The 14,036-nt window shown below is 70.3% G+C and carries 14 protein-coding genes; 5 read left to right on the top strand and 9 right to left on the bottom strand.

Annotation, left to right across the window (positions count from 1 at the left end):
* Nucleotides 1–85: 85 nt before the first annotated feature.
* The 9 genes from bpln_RS02525 to mpl form a co-directional block, all read right to left on the bottom strand.
* Nucleotides 86–865, bottom strand: coding sequence for an SDR family oxidoreductase (locus bpln_RS02525; RefSeq protein ID WP_055138012.1), 780 nt, complete (start codon nucleotides 863–865; stop codon nucleotides 86–88).
* Nucleotides 862–1,542 (bottom strand): 2-dehydro-3-deoxy-6-phosphogalactonate aldolase, encoded by a 681-nt coding sequence (locus bpln_RS02520; RefSeq protein WP_055138011.1) that lies wholly within the window; start codon nucleotides 1,540–1,542, stop codon nucleotides 862–864. The genes bpln_RS02525 and bpln_RS02520 overlap by 4 nt, the downstream gene beginning before the upstream one ends.
* Nucleotides 1,543–1,575: 33 nt before the next feature.
* The gene (locus tag bpln_RS02515) at nucleotides 1,576–2,583 is read right to left on the bottom strand and encodes a 2-dehydro-3-deoxygalactonokinase (protein WP_042623821.1); all 1,008 of its coding nucleotides are present in this window, start codon (nucleotides 2,581–2,583) and stop codon (nucleotides 1,576–1,578) included.
* Nucleotides 2,580–3,497, bottom strand: a complete 918-nt coding sequence (locus bpln_RS02510) for an IclR family transcriptional regulator (protein ID WP_055138010.1) — start codon at nucleotides 3,495–3,497, stop codon at nucleotides 2,580–2,582. The genes bpln_RS02515 and bpln_RS02510 overlap by 4 nt, the downstream gene beginning before the upstream one ends.
* A gap of 494 nt (nucleotides 3,498–3,991) precedes the next feature.
* Entirely contained in the window at nucleotides 3,992–4,750 is a 759-nt protein-coding gene (gene mtgA, locus bpln_RS02505; protein ID WP_055138009.1) for a monofunctional biosynthetic peptidoglycan transglycosylase, read from the bottom strand.
* 30 nt (nucleotides 4,751–4,780) lie between these two features.
* Nucleotides 4,781–5,650 (bottom strand): shikimate dehydrogenase, encoded by an 870-nt coding sequence (gene aroE / locus bpln_RS02500; protein WP_042623818.1) that lies wholly within the window; start codon nucleotides 5,648–5,650, stop codon nucleotides 4,781–4,783.
* 31 nt (nucleotides 5,651–5,681) lie between these two features.
* Nucleotides 5,682–7,823, bottom strand: coding sequence for a ribonuclease catalytic domain-containing protein (locus tag bpln_RS02495; RefSeq protein ID WP_055138008.1), 2,142 nt, complete (start codon nucleotides 7,821–7,823; stop codon nucleotides 5,682–5,684).
* 120 nt (nucleotides 7,824–7,943) lie between these two features.
* Nucleotides 7,944–8,522 carry a YqiA/YcfP family alpha/beta fold hydrolase gene (locus bpln_RS02490; RefSeq protein WP_042623816.1) on the bottom strand — a complete coding sequence of 193 codons (579 nt, stop codon included), beginning with the start codon at nucleotides 8,520–8,522 and terminating at the stop codon, nucleotides 7,944–7,946.
* Nucleotides 8,519–10,030 carry a UDP-N-acetylmuramate:L-alanyl-gamma-D-glutamyl-meso-diaminopimelate ligase gene (mpl, locus tag bpln_RS02485; RefSeq protein ID WP_420807351.1) on the bottom strand — a complete coding sequence of 504 codons (1,512 nt, stop codon included), beginning with the start codon at nucleotides 10,028–10,030 and terminating at the stop codon, nucleotides 8,519–8,521. Before mpl ends, bpln_RS02490 begins: the two co-directional genes overlap by 4 nt.
* 204 nt (nucleotides 10,031–10,234) lie before the next feature.
* Here mpl and bpln_RS02480 point away from each other — a divergent pair, with 204 nt between their 5' ends.
* From bpln_RS02480 to accC, 5 genes are all read left to right on the top strand, one after another.
* Nucleotides 10,235–10,897 carry a hypothetical protein gene (locus bpln_RS02480; RefSeq protein ID WP_055138006.1) on the top strand — a complete coding sequence of 221 codons (663 nt, stop codon included), beginning with the start codon at nucleotides 10,235–10,237 and terminating at the stop codon, nucleotides 10,895–10,897.
* Nucleotides 10,887–11,432, top strand: coding sequence for a TlpA family protein disulfide reductase (locus bpln_RS02475; protein WP_055138005.1), 546 nt, complete (start codon nucleotides 10,887–10,889; stop codon nucleotides 11,430–11,432). Before bpln_RS02480 ends, bpln_RS02475 begins: the two co-directional genes overlap by 11 nt.
* Before the next feature lie 193 nt (nucleotides 11,433–11,625).
* The gene (aroQ, locus tag bpln_RS02470; RefSeq protein ID WP_042623812.1) at nucleotides 11,626–12,078 is read left to right on the top strand and encodes a type II 3-dehydroquinate dehydratase; all 453 of its coding nucleotides are present in this window, start codon (nucleotides 11,626–11,628) and stop codon (nucleotides 12,076–12,078) included.
* A gap of 69 nt (nucleotides 12,079–12,147) precedes the next feature.
* Nucleotides 12,148–12,612, top strand: a complete 465-nt coding sequence (gene accB / locus bpln_RS02465) for an acetyl-CoA carboxylase biotin carboxyl carrier protein (RefSeq protein WP_042623811.1) — start codon at nucleotides 12,148–12,150, stop codon at nucleotides 12,610–12,612.
* Nucleotides 12,613–12,667: 55 nt separating this feature from the next.
* Nucleotides 12,668–14,035: an acetyl-CoA carboxylase biotin carboxylase subunit gene (accC, locus tag bpln_RS02460; protein WP_042623810.1), complete on the top strand. Its 1,368-nt coding sequence runs from the start codon at nucleotides 12,668–12,670 to the stop codon at nucleotides 14,033–14,035.
* Nucleotide 14,036: the final 1 nt, after the last annotated feature.

The raw sequence follows: 14,036 nt of genomic DNA, 5'->3' as shown, positions 1-14,036 counted from the left end.
TGGTTCTGTGACGCAACACGCGCGCGGCCGTCGCGTGCTGCGGTCTTTCCAATCCTGCCTGCCGCCGGCGCGCGGGCCGCCGCCGTCAGTCGTGGTAGAGCGCCGTGCGCCCGCCGTCGATCGTGATGCAGGTGGCGTTGATGAACGGCGCCTCGTCCGAGGCGAGGAACACCGCGGTCATCGCCACTTCTTCGGGCTGCCCGATGCGCTTCATCGGCGGCAGCGCGAGCGTGGCCTCGCGCGCCGCCTGGGGATCGGGCTGAGCGTTCCACCAGTCGTGCGTCAGCTGCGTCTCGATGTAGCCCGGCGCGATCGCGTTCACGCGCACGTTGCGCGGCGCGTATTCGATGCCGAGCGCGCGCGTCAGGCCCAGCACGCCGTGCTTGGCGACCGGGTACGGGAAGCAGCCGGGAATGATCTGGCTCGCGTGCGTCGAGGCGATGTTGACGATGCTGCCGCGACGCCGTTCGACCATGCCCGGCAGCGCCGCGCGGCAACCGTTCCAGACGCCGTCGAGGTCCACCGCGAAGCAGCGCCGCCAGTCCTCGTCGCGCATCGTCAGCGGATCGCAGAACACGTTCACGCCGGCGTTGTTGACCAGCACGTCGAGCGCGCCGAACTCGCGCTCGGCCGCGGCCACCGCGCCGGCCACCGAGGCGCTATCGGTCACGTCGGTGCGCTGCGCGAGCACGCGCGCGCCGGGCACCGCCTGCGCGATCGAGGCGGCCGCCTCGCGGCCCGCCGCCTCGTCGAGCTCGGCGATCACCACCGCCGCGCCCTCGCGCGCGAACGCCAGCGCGATCGCGGCGCCGATGCCGCGGCCCGCGCCCGTCACCAGCGCGGTCTTGCCGGCCAGCCGGTTCATTTGGCGGCTCCGCCGCGCGCGATCGCGAGGCCCTTCACATAGGCCCGCGCGTGCAGCGCCGTGGTGGCCACGCCCTGGCCCGGCCGGTAGAGCGCCGAGCCGAGGCCGAAGCCGTCGGCGCCCGCGCTCAGGTACGGCCCCATGTTGTCGGGCGTCACGCCGCCCACCGGCACCAGCGGCACACGCGCGTCGATCACGGCGCGCCACGCCTTCACGGCCACCGGGCCGAGCTGCTCGGCCGGGAACATCTTCAGCACGTCGGCGCCGGCGCGCAACGCGGCGAACGCCTCGCTCGGCGTGGCCACGCCGGGCGCGCTGGCGAGGCCGAGCGCCTTGGCACGGCGGATCACGTCGGCGTCCGCGTGCGGCATCACGATCAGTTCGCCGCCGGCGCGCGCGACCTCGTCGACGTACTCGGGACGCAGCACGGTGCCGGCGCCCACCAGCACCTCGGCGGGCAGCGCGGCGCGCAGCGCGGCGATGCTCGCGAACGGATCGGGCGAGTTGAGCGGCACCTCGATCAGCCGGAAGCCGGCCTCGACCAGCGCCTCGCCGTGCCCGACCGCCTCGGCCGGCGTGAGGCCGCGCATGATCGCGACCAGCGGACACGCGGCGAACGCGCGAGCGAGCCCCTCGTGCGGCGTGTACGGGGCGGGCAGCGTGAGTTCGGATGACATCGGTTCAATCTCCTGGATGCGGTGGCGCGGCGCTCAGCTCGCCGCGCGGACGGCGGCGCCGACGAGGCCCGCCTGGCTGGCGATGCGCCAGAGCCCGCGCTCGGTCGCGCGCTCGACCACGCGCGCGCCGTCGCAGCCGAACTCGCGCAGCGCCGTCAGATAACGTTCGCACAGCACCACGTCGCCGATCAGGCTCGGCGGCTGCGCGGCCAGCGTGGCGCCGACCCCGGCCAGCATCGCGACCAGCGCGTTCAGTTCGTGGCCGATCAGCAGCCCGGACAGGTAGTCGCCCTGCGCCTGCGGCGCGAGCTGGCCGGTCAAGCCCAGCGTGCGGGTGCTGAAGATGGTGGCGAGCAGGCCCGCATCGCGGCTCTCACGCGCCACGCCGACGCCGCGCCGGAACGCGTCGAGGTCGGCCTCGCCGGCCTGCATGGTGCGGCCGAGGATGGTGTGGTCGCGCAGCGTCGCGAACAGCTCGCCCGTCATGTAGGTGCGGAAGCGCTCGATGCGCCCGTCGCGCACCCAGGCCCACTTGGCGTGCGTGCCGGGCAGGCCGATCAGCGCGCCCGCGGCGCCGCTCGCGAACGCGGCGTCGCCGGCCAGCGCGCCGACGATCTGGGTTTCCTCGCCGCGCATCACGTCGGGCAGCGTGCCCGGCTCCAGCACGCCGGGCACGATCGCCACCGCCACGCCGCGCGAGGATTCGACGCGGATCAGGCCGGCCACCAGCGCGTCGGCGTCGACCGGGGTGTTGACGTAGGGCGCCTCGCGCCAGCCCTGGGCGCTGCCGACCATGCCGGCCGCCAGCACCGGCAGCCCCGGCGCGCGGTCGAGCCAGGCGCCGCAGGCCGACTCGAACGCCGCGTCGAAGGCGGCCGTGCCGCCCGCGCGCGGCAGGTTCATCACGCCGGCCGGATGGGCGTTCGATTCGAGCACGCTGCCGTCGGCGGCGAACAGGAACGCGCGCATCGAGGTGGTGCCCCAGTCGATCGCGATCAAGGCGGGGGCGGCGGGGCTCGGAGCCGGTCGGGACATCGTCATCGCTTGATCCTGCGGGTCGTTTGCGGCGCGCTCCAGCCGAGCTCCGCCGAGATCGCGCGCGCCTCGCGCTGCACGATCGGAATCAGTTCGTCCATCCGGTCGAGCGGCATGTACGGAATCGTGCTGGCCACCGACACCGCCGCGACGATCGCGCCCGACGCGTCGCGCACCGGCGCCGCCACGCAGCGGATCGACGCTTCGTTCTCCTCGAGGTCGAACGTGTAGCCGCCCGCCGCGTAGTGCGCCATGCGCTGCAGGAAGGTCGGCGAATCGGGACGGCGGTCCGGCTTGAAGCTCACGCCGGCCAGCGAGCGGCGCGACGCCTCGAACAGCGCGGCCCAGGTGTCGGGCTTGAGGTCGAGCATCATCGCCTTGCCGATGCCGGTCGAGGCGAGCGGCATCCGGTGGCCGATCCGCGAGCGCATCTCGAGGCCGCGCGTGCCGGGAATCTTGTCGATGTAGAGCACGTCGTCGCCGTCGCGCATGCCGAGGTGGATGGTGTCGAGCGTCGCCTCGGCGAGCGCTTCCAGATGCGGACGCGCCACGGCCGTCAGCGGCATCTGCTCGAGCGCGATGGTGCCGAGCTCGATCAGCTTCGGGCCGAGCAGGTAGCCGCCCTGCACCTGGCGCAGGTAGCGCGCCTGCACCAGGCTGCTGACGAGCCGGTGCGTGGTGCTGCGCGTCGTGCCGAGCGCGGCGCCGATCGCGCGCATGTCGCGCGCGCCGCCCGCGATCGCCTCGAGGATCGCGAGGCCGCGCAGCAGCGTCTGGGTGCCGGCCTGCTGCGCCGCGATGTCGAGCGGCGAGCCGGTCACGCTGATGCTGTCGGCGAGCGCGGCAGGGGCCGCAGGCGCCGGCGCGTCGGCCGGATGGGCGCCGTTGGGCGGTGCGACGGAAATCGGGGTCTTGTTCATGAGGGAGTGGGTCGCGGATGGACGATCGGGAAGCGGTGGCCTACGCGGCACCCGAACATCGGCACGCACGGCGAACGGCGGACTGCTGGATCGGCGTCATCGCGTTGTCTCCTGGTTGCGGCCGGCTGCGGCTTCCTGTTTGCGGATCGCGCCGGCGCATATCGAATGGAGCCGATTGTAGAGGCCGTTCGCGCGGCATCCAATATTTGAATGCATCGACCAAATAATGAGATTTTGCGGGAATGACGGGCGCGCGGGAAGGGGCCGGGAGGCCGCGCGGGCACGCTCTTTTCGTGATGGAACAGGTGGCGGAAATGGCGACGCGCGGGCGGCCGAGGCGGCTCGCGACGGCGATGGGGCGCTCGGCAACGACGGCGGGCGGCCCGCTCGCGGCGGGCGGCGTAACCAGGAAAACGGAGCGAAAGTCCGGCGGGCGGCGGCCTCGGTCCGCGCGTCGGCCGGGCCGGCGAAATGAATGCGCGCGTCGTCGCCCGCTACTGCGAAGCGGGCAGCTCGGCGGCCCCCATGCGCCGCGCGATCACGCGCGTGCGCTGGGCCAGATACGGCGAATTGCGATGCAGGTCGAAGTATTTGGGATTCGGCAGCATCACGGCCAGACGCGCGGCCTGCCCTGCGGTCAGCCGGCTGGCCGGCACCTTGAAGTAATAGCGCGCGGCCGCTTCGGCGCCGTACACGCCGCGGCCGAACTCGACCGAATTCAGGTAGATCTCGAAGATCCGCTCCTTGTCGAGCAGCGTTTCGAGCATCCAGGTGATGATCAACTCCTGCCCCTTGCGCAGGTAGCTCTTCTCGCTCGACAGGAACAGGTTGCGCGCGAGCTGCTGCGAGATCGTCGAGCCGCCGGCAACGATGCGCCCGCGCGCCCGGTTCTTCTCCCAGGCCTGCAGGATCGCGTCGACTTCATAGCCGTTGTTGTTCGCGAAATCGGCATCCTCCGAGGCGATCACGGCGCGCTTCAGATTGCGCGAGATCTGCTCGTAAGGCACCCACTGGTGCTGGATCGCCACCGGCGGCGTCTCGGCCTTCAGCCGCCAGGCGTCGGCGCGCATGAACGCGGTCGAGCCGGGATCGATCACGTTCCACGCCGCGATCTGCGTGAAATAGTAGAGCTGGGTGACGAGCCACGCCCCGAGCAGCACCGCGACCGCGTAGGCGGCCCAGCGCACGAGGCCGCGCCTGCGTGCGGCACGCCCGCCGGCGCGCGCCCGGCCGGTGCCGAACGGGATCACCATGCGCGTGGCCCGGCCGTGCCGGCGCCGGCTTCAGGCCGTGGCGAGCGCATCGCGCAGCGCCGCCAGCACGGGCGCGCCGTCGGGCCGCACGCCGCGCCACAGCCAGAACGATTCGGCGGCCTGCTCGACCAGCATGCCGAGCCCGTCGGCCGTGCGCGCGCCGAGCGAGGCAGCGTGCTGCATGAACACGGTCGGCCGGGCGCCGTACATCATGTCGTAGGCGAGCGTGCCGGCGCCGAACGCGGCCGCGTCGCACTCGGGCAGCGCCGCTTCGAGGCTGCCCGCCGTGGCGTTGACGATCACGTCGTAGGCGCGTCGTTCGACGATCGCCGCGCCGCCGCCCGCCAGCGCGCAGCCGGCGTCGTGCGCGGCCTGCGTGAACTGGCCGACCAGCTCCTCGGCGCGGCTCGCGGTGCGGTTCGAGATCGTGATCGCGAGCGGGCCGCGATCGAGCATCGGCAGCACCACGCCGCGCGCGGCGCCGCCCGCGCCGAGCAGCAGGATCCGCGCGCCGGCCAGCGACACGCCGAGGTTGTGCTCGATGTCGCGCACGAGGCCCGCGCCGTCGGTGTTGTCGCCGTGGATCGCGCCGTCGGCGTCGAAGCGCAGCGTGTTGACGGCACCGGCCGCCGCCGCGCGCGGCGACAGGGTGTCGGCCAGCGCATGCGCCTCGAGCTTGAACGGCACGGTCACGTTCGCACCGCGCCCGCCCTCGGCGATGAAGTCACGCACCGACGCCGCGAAGCCGTCGAGCGGCGCGAGCCGGTGTGCGTAGTCGACCGCCTCGCCGGTCTGCGCGGCGAAGCGCGCGTGGATCGCCGGCGACTTGCTGTGCATGACCGGATTGCCGATCACGACGTAACGGTCGCGCGCGGCCGGATGCTGGATGGATTCGCTCATCGTGCCGTTGCCCGCGAGGGCGTGGTTGGGTTCATTTCGTGTCGTCCTCGCCGCTGCCCGCTGCCTCGGACGAACCGGAAGCCTCCGGCGCGTCGGAGGCGGCGTCGGCACCGGCGCCCGCGTCGGCGGACTCGCCTTCGGCCGCGTCGCCAGCGTCCGCCTCGGCCAGCGCCTCCGCCTCGCTCTCGGCCGAATCGTCGGGCGCGTCCACCAGCGTGTCGTCGCCGTCGCCCTCGGCGTCCTCGTCGGCCGTCTCGGCACCCGACACGCTCGGTGCGTCGAGCACGTTCAGCAGGCGCACCGAGGCCTCGATCGTCAGTTCGTCGATCGACATGACGTCGAGCAGCACGCGCGTACCGCGCGCGTGGACGCCGAGCCCCGGCACGTGCAGCAGCAGCGGCACGTCCTCGAGCCGCACCAGGTCGCCCTTCACGACCGCGGCGACCACCTGCCGGCGGTTCTCCTGACGCAGCCAGCGCAGGCACCAGAAATACTCCATGCGGCGCTGGTGGTCGGCGTAGGCCGTGTAGGTGTCGTCGAAGCCCTGCACCACCGCGTAGAGATCGGCGTCCTTCGGCTTGAACGGCGCGGCCAGCTTGGCCGTCACGCCGTGCTGTACGCAGGCGAGCAGCTGCCACTGGTTGACGAGGTCGACGTAGCGGCGCAGCGGCGAGGTGCTCCAGGCGTACTGCGCGACGCCGAGGCCCTCGTGCGGCGCGGCGCTGGTCTGCATGCGCGTGCGCTTCGGGCCGGTCGGCACGCCGAGCGCGCGCTGCGAGCGGTAGATGCCCGGCACCGTGTGGTCGTGCAGGAACGCGCCCCAGGTCGAGTTCGCGAGGATCGCCAGCTCCGAGACGATCAGGTCGAGCGGCGAACCGCGCCGGCGCGGCGTGATCGAGATGTGCTCGCCCTCGACGTAGAAGTTGTAGTCGGTGTTGCGCTGCACCTCGCGCTTCAGGCCGTAGCCGGCGCGCGCCACCTGGCGCTTCTCGAACAGCGCCTGCGCGAGCGGCCACAGCACCGCAATGTCGTCCTTGTGAGGATAGTCGCCGCTGCCGGCCGCGAGCGTGTCCTCGGTGACCACTTCCTCGAGCGTGTTGTGGCGCAGGTTGCTCTTCACGAACACGTACTCGGCGCGCGTCTCGTTCGCGACGATGTCCTGCGTCTCGCGATCGACGATGATATAGAGCGACAACGCCGGGCGGAAGCCGCCCTCCTTCAGCGTGAATACCTCGACCACGTCGTCGGGCAGCATGGTGATCTTGTCGCCGGGCATGTAGACCGTCGACAGCCGCGCGCGCGCGACCGCGTCGATCTCGTCGCCGCGCGTGATGCCGAGCGCCGGCGCCGCGATGTGGACGCCGATCCGCACGCGGTTCTCGGGCAGGTGCTCGACCGAGAACGCGTCGTCGATCTCGGTGGTGGTCACGTCGTCAATCGAGAACGCGTCGACGTTGGCGCGCGGCAGATCCTCCGGCAGCGCGCCGACCGTCACGGGCGGAAAGCCCGTGCCGTGCGGGAAGTGCTCGGCGAGGAAGCGCGCCTCGTGCAGCGCGCGCGCCGAGGCCACGCCGCCGCAGTCGAGCATCAGCCGTGCCGGCGACACGCCGAGCGCGAGCGCGGCCGCGTCGAGCGCCTTGTATTCGATCGAGTTCTTGTCCGGACGGGTCAGCAGCGCGAGCGCCTTGCCCTCGAACGCGGCCGGCAGCCGGCGCGCCTTCAGTTCCTCTTCGTAGCCGGCCTGCACCAGCGCCTGCTGGCGCTTGCGCTCGAGCGAGGCGAGCGCCATCTTGAGCTGTTCCTCGGGCGCGCGCTGGTACTGGCCGCGCCCCTTGCGGCGGAAATAGACGGGCGAGCCGTGCATGCGCAGCACCAGCGCCGCGCGCTCGACCGGCCCGTAGCCGCTGCCGAAATACTCGTCGGCGAGCGCGCCGTAGGCGAACTCCTCCTGCGGCGCGCATTCCCACAGAAAATCGAGATCGATCTGCTGCGCGGCCGCGTCGGCCTGCTGCATCAGTTCGCCGGCAGCCGGCTTGTCGAACTCGATCAGCACGTCCTTGGCGCGCACCTTGGCGCGCCGCCCGCCCGGCAACTCGACCTGAAAGGCGTCGCCCTGGCGCGACAGCACGCTACCCGCCTTGAAACTGCCCGATTCCTCGAAAAAAACGTTCACTCGGTTACTCTCGTTGAGACTGTCCGGCGCCGCCTGGCGGCGCCCCGTCCGGATTGGATTGAATTGCGTCGTTCGTTCGCTTGCCGGCCGCGCCCCTCGGGCAGGCCGGCGGGCGGCTCGTCAGCGCGCCGGCTCCGCATCGCAGAACGCGAGCACGTCGTCGACGTAGTCGGCGAACTCGCTGATGCCGTGGTCGCTGCCGTCGATCACGCGGGTTCGCGCGCCCGGATAATGCGCGAGCATCTCTCGATAATCGAGCACCTCGTCGCCCGTCGCGGCGATCAGATAGTAGCGTTCCGGGCGCGTCACCGCCGGCACGCGCAGCGCGTCGAGCTCGGCGAGATGGCGCGGCTCGACGACGACGCTGCCGCCGCCGTGCCAGAGCGGCTGCTCGCCCAGATACTGCGCGAGGTCACGCTGCGGCACGGTGGCCGGATTCAGCAGCACCGCGCGCCAGCCGTGCTTCTCGGCGAGCCAGGTCGCGTAATAACCGCCCAGCGAGCTGCCGATCACCGTCACCTCGTGCGGCGCGGCGCCCGCCACTTCGGACTCGGCCAGCGCGACCGCCTCGAGCGGCGAGACCGCCAGCATCGGGCAGCGCCATTCGGCCTCGCGGCCCAGCGCGGCGAGCCGCTCGGCAAGCAGGCGCGACTTGTAGGAACGCGGCGACGAGCGGAAGCCGTGCAGATAGAGGATCACGCGCCGTCTCCCGTGCCGTCTTGCGCACCATGGGCGGCGCCGCGCGCCGACAGCGCATCGAGCAGCTTCTGGTGGACCCCGCCGAAGCCGCCGTTGCTCATCACGAGGATCTGGTCGCCGGGCCGCGCGGCGGCGGCCACCGCCTTCACCAGCGCGTGCAGGTCGTCAAATGCCCGCGCGCGCGCGCCGAGCGGCAGCAGCGCGTCGGCCAGGCTCCAGCCCAGCGCGTCGCGCCCCGTCGCGGCGCCATAGCCGAACACGAGGTCGGCGTCGGCGAGGCTGGCCGGCAGTTGCGCCTTCATGGTGCCGAGCTTCATGGTGTTCGAGCGCGGTTCGAGTACGGCGAGGATCCGGGCGTTTTCGCGGCCGATGCGGGCGCGAAGCCCGGCGATCGTCGTTTCGATCGCGGTCGGATGATGCGCGAAGTCGTCGTAGACGATCACGCCGTCGACGCTGCCGCGAATCTCCATGCGCCGCTTGACGTTGCGGAACGTCGCGAACGAACGCGCGGCCTGCGCCGGCGGCACGCCGACCGAGCGCGCCGCCGCGATCGCGGCCAGCGCGTTCTGGCGGTTGTGCTCGCCCTGCACGCTCCAGGCGACCTCGCCCATCCGCGCGCCCTGCCAATACACCGCGAAGCGCTCGTCCACCGGCACGCCGTCCCCGGCCGGCAGCGCCTGCCAGCCACCCTCCACGCCGAAGCGCTCGACCTCGCTCCAGCAGCCGCGTGCGAGCACGCGGTCGAGCGCGGCCTCGCGACCGTTCGCGACGATCCGGCCGACGCCCGGCACGGTGCGCACGAGGTGATGAAATTGCGTTTCGATCGCGGCGAGATCGGGGAAGATGTCGGCGTGATCGAATTCGAGGTTGTTCAGCACCGCGGTGCGCGGCCGATAATGGACGAACTTCGAGCGCTTGTCGAAGAACGCCGTGTCGTATTCGTCGGCCTCGATCACGAAGAAGCTCGAATCGGTCAGCCGCGCCGACACGCCGAAGTTCAGCGGCACGCCGCCGATCAGGAAGCCCGGGTTCAGCCCCGAATCCTCGAGCAGCCAGGCCAGCATCGAGCTGGTGGTGGTCTTGCCGTGCGTGCCGGCCACGGCCAGCACCCATTTGTCGGCCAGCACGTGCTCGCCGAGCCATTGCGGTCCGGACACGTAGGGCAGCCCACGGTCGAGGATCGCCTCCATCAGCGGATTGCCGCGCGAGACCACGTTGCCGATCACGAACAGGTCCGGCGCCAGGTCGATCTGCTCGGCGCCGTAGCCTTCGATCAGTTGTATACCCTGCGCCTCGAGCTGCGTGCTCATCGGCGGATAGACGCCCGCGTCGCAGCCGGTCACGGTGTGGCCGGCCTCGCGCGCGAGCACGGCCAGACCGCCCATGAAGGTGCCGCAGATGCCGAGAATGTGGATGTGCATAGAGAGCTGTCGTGTCGCGCCGCGCGGGCGCCATTCGAAATCGCGAACCGGAACCGGCGGCCCGCGGCGCTGCCGCGGTTGCCGCACGCACGCATGCTTGCGCCGCGTCCGCTCCGGCCGCCGGGCGCGCGAGATCGCCGCAAATCGGCCATGCACCGGGCCGGCCGGCGGCCGGAGAAAGGCTGCTATTGTAACTGAGCCGTTCAGGCGCGCCCTGCCCGCTTCGCGCTTCCGGCCCCGCCTGCCGGTCGCCCCGGGGCGGCGGCGCCGATCGAGTATGATTGCCGCATCATGCCTCGAAAACCCCTGCTCGACCCGCGCCGAGTCCGCGAGGAAATCGCGCTCAGCGCCGCCCGCCTCATCGCCGAGGACGGGCTCGATTACGCTTCCGCGAAACGCAAGGCCGCGCGCCAGTTGCTCGGCGACAGCCGGATCTCCGGCGAATGGCTGCCCGACAACGACATGCTCGAGGCCGAACTGCACGAATACCTGGCGCTGTTCCAGAGCGAAACGCAGCCGGCCGAGCTGCGCCAGCTGCGACAAATCGCCCTTGACTGGATGGAACGGCTCGCGCCGTTCTCGCCCTATCTGGCGGGCGCCGTGCTGAACGGCACCGCCAACGCGCATTCCGACATCCATCTGCAGACCTTCTCGGACAGCCAGAAGGAAGTCGCGATCTACCTGCTGAACCAGAACATCCAGTACGACGTGTCCGAAACCCGCCATTTCGCGGGCCGCGGCGATGTCGAGACGCTCAGCTTCCTGTGGCGCGCGCGCCGGGATGCAGAGGCGGTCGGCATCCACGTCGCGCTCTACGACAGCGACGATCTGCGCGGCGCGGTGCGAGCCGACGCGCGCGGACGCCTCGCCCGCGCCGATGCCGCGGCCCTGCGCGCGCTGCTCGACGCGCCGGCCGCTCCCCCCCCCTCGATTCGATCCGAAGATGAACAGTAAACGATTAGTCAGCGTTGCCGCGGTGGCCGCGGTCGCAATTGCCGGCGGCCTCGCCACCGGCTACTGGGTGCGTGGCGACGTGTTCGAGAGCAGTGCCGAGGCGGCGCCGGCCAACGACCCCGTCAGCGCGCTGTGGGCCGCCTCGGTCACCGACCCGGACGGCAAGCCGCAGTCGCTCGCCAGCTTCAAGGGCCAGAAAGTTGTCGTGAACTTCTGGGCCTCGTGGTGCGGCCCCTGCGTGAAGGAAATGCCCGAACTCGTCGCGCTTTCGCACGAATACCGGCAGAAGGGCGTGCGTTTCGTCGGCGTCGGCGTCGATTCCGGCCAGAACGTGAAGGCGTTCCTGCAGAAGGTGAAAGTCGACTACCCGGTGGTCGTCAGCGGCTACGCCGGCGCGGACCTGGCCCGCAATTTCGGCAATACCGCCGGCGCGCTGCCGTTCACGGTCGTGATCGACGCAAACGGCAAGGTACGTATGACAAAATTAGGTCAAATCCAGCCCGACGCGCTCAAAAAGACGCTCGATACGCTGTAGCCTGCAAGTTTTCGCACCGCGCGTTGCCGGTGGTTTGCCCCCGGTTGGCGGCAGATTCGCTGAAATTACCGCGATCTGCACGCTACCGCCTGTAATTTCTGCCGACTTGCGCGCCCTTGTCATGCAGCAAAACTGGACAAATTTCTCGGAACGGCGATAAAGTGCGCGCAACTCCGCAGAATTTGAAGCGACCATGACACGTTTGCTGGTATTGCACGGCCCGAACCTGAACCTTCTCGGCACCCGGGAACCGGAGGTGTACGGCCGCGTGACGCTGGCCGAGATCGACCGGGCGCTGGCCGCGCGAGCGAACGAGGCCGGTGCCGAGCTGGCCGCGTTCCAGAGCAACCACGAAGGCGCGCTCGTCGATCGCATCCATGCGGCCCGCGACGAGGGAACCGATTTCATCGTGATCAACCCGGCCGCCTACACGCATACGAGCGTCGCGATTCGCGACGCGCTCGCGGGCGTCGGCATCCCGTTCGTCGAGGTGCATCTGTCGAACGTGCATCGTCGCGAGCCGTTCCGGCACCACTCTTATTTCTCCGATCAGGCCGAAGGGGTGATCTGCGGCCTCGGCTGGAAGGGCTATCTACACGCGCTCGAGTACGCACTCGACAAGCTGCAGGGCGCGCCGCGCGGCTGAGCTTTTTCAGAACCAATGAATCGCAGCCGGCCCGGCCGGCGCTTCACGTATAGACAAGGGGAACTCCCGATGGATCTTCGCAAGCTGAAAACCCTGATCGATCTCGTCTCCGAATCCGGCATCTCCGAGCTGGAAGTGACCGAGGGCGAAGGCAAGGTGCGCATCGTCAAGAACGCGCCGCCCGTCTACATGCAGCCGGCCGCCGGCTACGCACCGCAGGTCAGCGCCGCCGCGCCCGCCACGAGCCCCGCAGGCGAAGGCGCGGCACCGGCCGCCGCGCCGGCACCGGCCGCGCCGCAGGGCCACGTGGTCACCTCGCCGATGGTCGGCACGTTCTACCGCGCGCCGTCGCCGGGCGCCGATCCGTTCATCCAGGTCGGCGACACGGTCAAGGAAGGCCAGACGCTCTGCATCATCGAGGCGATGAAGCTGCTCAACGAGATCGAGTCCGACAAGTCGGGCATCGTCAAGGAAATCCTCGTCGAAAACGGCCAGGCGGTCGAATACGGCCAGCCGCTGTTCGTGGTCGGCTAAAGCCGAACGCGACGCCTCGCGCCAGGGCGCGTCACCGAAAAGACGAATACCCGCTATGTTTGAAAAAATCCTCATTGCCAACCGCGGCGAGATCGCGTTGCGCATTCAGCGCGCGTGCCGCGAGCTGGGCGTCAAGACGGTCGTCGTGTACTCGGAAGCCGACAAGGAAGCCAAGTACGTGAAGCTGGCGGACGAGGCGGTCTGCATCGGCCCCGCTCCGTCGAACCTCAGTTATCTGAACATGCCGGCGCTGATCAGCGCGGCCGAAGTCACCGATGCCCAGGCGATCCATCCGGGCTACGGCTTCCTGTCCGAGAACGCCGATTTCGCCGAGCGCGTCGAGCAGTCGGGCTTCACGTTCATCGGCCCGCGTCCGGACACGATCCGCCTGATGGGTGACAAGGTCACCGCCAAGCAGACCATGATCCGCACCGGCGTGCCGTGCGTGCCGGGCTCGGAAGGCGCGCTGCCGGACGATCCGAAGGAGATCGTCAAGATCGCGCGCGCGGTCGGCTACCCGGTCATCATCAAGGCCTCGGGTGGCGGCGGCGGCCGCGGCATGCGGGTGGTGCATACCGAGGCGGCGCTCGTGAACGCCGTCAACATGACCCGCGAGGAAGCCGGCCGTGCGTTCGGCAACCCGCAGGTGTACATGGAGAAGTACCTCGAGAATCCGCGCCACATCGAGATCCAGGTGCTGGCCGACGCGCACAAGAACGCGCTCTGGCTCGGCGAGCGCGACTGCTCGATGCAGCGCCGCCACCAGAAGGTGATCGAGGAAGCGCCGGCGCCCGGCATCGCGCGCCGCCTGATCGACCGGATCGGCGACCGCTGCGCCGACGCCTGCAAGAAGATGGGCTACCTCGGCGCGGGCACCTTCGAGTTCCTCTACGAGAACAACGAGTTCTACTTCATCGAGATGAACACGCGTGTGCAGGTCGAGCACCCGGTCACCGAGCTGATCACGGGTATCGACATCGTGCAGGAGCAGATCAAGATCGCCGCCGGCGAGAAGCTCGCGATCCGCCAGCGCGACATCCAGTTCCGCGGCCACGCGATCGAATGCCGGATCAACGCCGAGGATCCGTTCAAGTTCACGCCGTCGCCGGGCCGGATCACGTCGTGGCACACGCCGGGCGGCCCCGGCATCCGCGTCGATTCGCATGCGTACAACGGCTATTTCGTGCCGCCGAACTACGACTCGATGATCGGCAAGCTGATCGCCTACGGCGCGACGCGCGAGCAGGCCATCCAGCGCATGCGCATCGCGCTGTCGGAAATGGTGGTCGAGGGCATCCAGACCAACATCCCGCTGCATCGCGAACTGATGCTCGACTCGAAGTTCGTCGAGGGCGGCACCAGCATCCATTACCTCGAAGGCCGGCTCGCCGCGAAGCAGCAGGTCGCCCCGGAAGAGGCCTGAG

Source organism: Burkholderia plantarii, assembly GCF_001411805.1.
GTDB classification, from domain to species: domain Bacteria; phylum Pseudomonadota; class Gammaproteobacteria; order Burkholderiales; family Burkholderiaceae; genus Burkholderia; species Burkholderia plantarii.
This window is presented reverse-complemented; position numbering and strand designations above follow the sequence as displayed.

Bases quoted from the DNA above. Each gene is read 5' to 3' on its own strand.
- bpln_RS02510 (WP_055138010.1), bottom strand. From the start codon at position 3,497: ATGAACAAGACCCCGATTTCCGTCGCACCGCCCAACGGCGCCCATCCG.
- bpln_RS02525 (WP_055138012.1), bottom strand. From the start codon at position 865: ATGAACCGGCTGGCCGGCAAGACCGCGCTGGTGACGGGCGCGGGCCGC.
- accB (WP_042623811.1), top strand. From the start codon at position 12,148: ATGGATCTTCGCAAGCTGAAAACCCTGATCGATCTCGTCTCCGAATCC.
- bpln_RS02520 (WP_055138011.1), bottom strand. From the start codon at position 1,542: ATGTCATCCGAACTCACGCTGCCCGCCCCGTACACGCCGCACGAGGGG.
- aroQ (WP_042623812.1), top strand. From the start codon at position 11,626: ATGACACGTTTGCTGGTATTGCACGGCCCGAACCTGAACCTTCTCGGC.
- bpln_RS02515 (WP_042623821.1), bottom strand. From the start codon at position 2,583: ATGACGATGTCCCGACCGGCTCCGAGCCCCGCCGCCCCCGCCTTGATC.
- accC (WP_042623810.1), top strand. From the start codon at position 12,668: ATGTTTGAAAAAATCCTCATTGCCAACCGCGGCGAGATCGCGTTGCGC.
- bpln_RS02475 (WP_055138005.1), top strand. From the start codon at position 10,887: ATGAACAGTAAACGATTAGTCAGCGTTGCCGCGGTGGCCGCGGTCGCA.
- mtgA (WP_055138009.1), bottom strand. From the start codon at position 4,750: ATGGTGATCCCGTTCGGCACCGGCCGGGCGCGCGCCGGCGGGCGTGCC.
- bpln_RS02480 (WP_055138006.1), top strand. From the start codon at position 10,235: ATGCCTCGAAAACCCCTGCTCGACCCGCGCCGAGTCCGCGAGGAAATC.
- aroE (WP_042623818.1), bottom strand. From the start codon at position 5,650: ATGAGCGAATCCATCCAGCATCCGGCCGCGCGCGACCGTTACGTCGTG.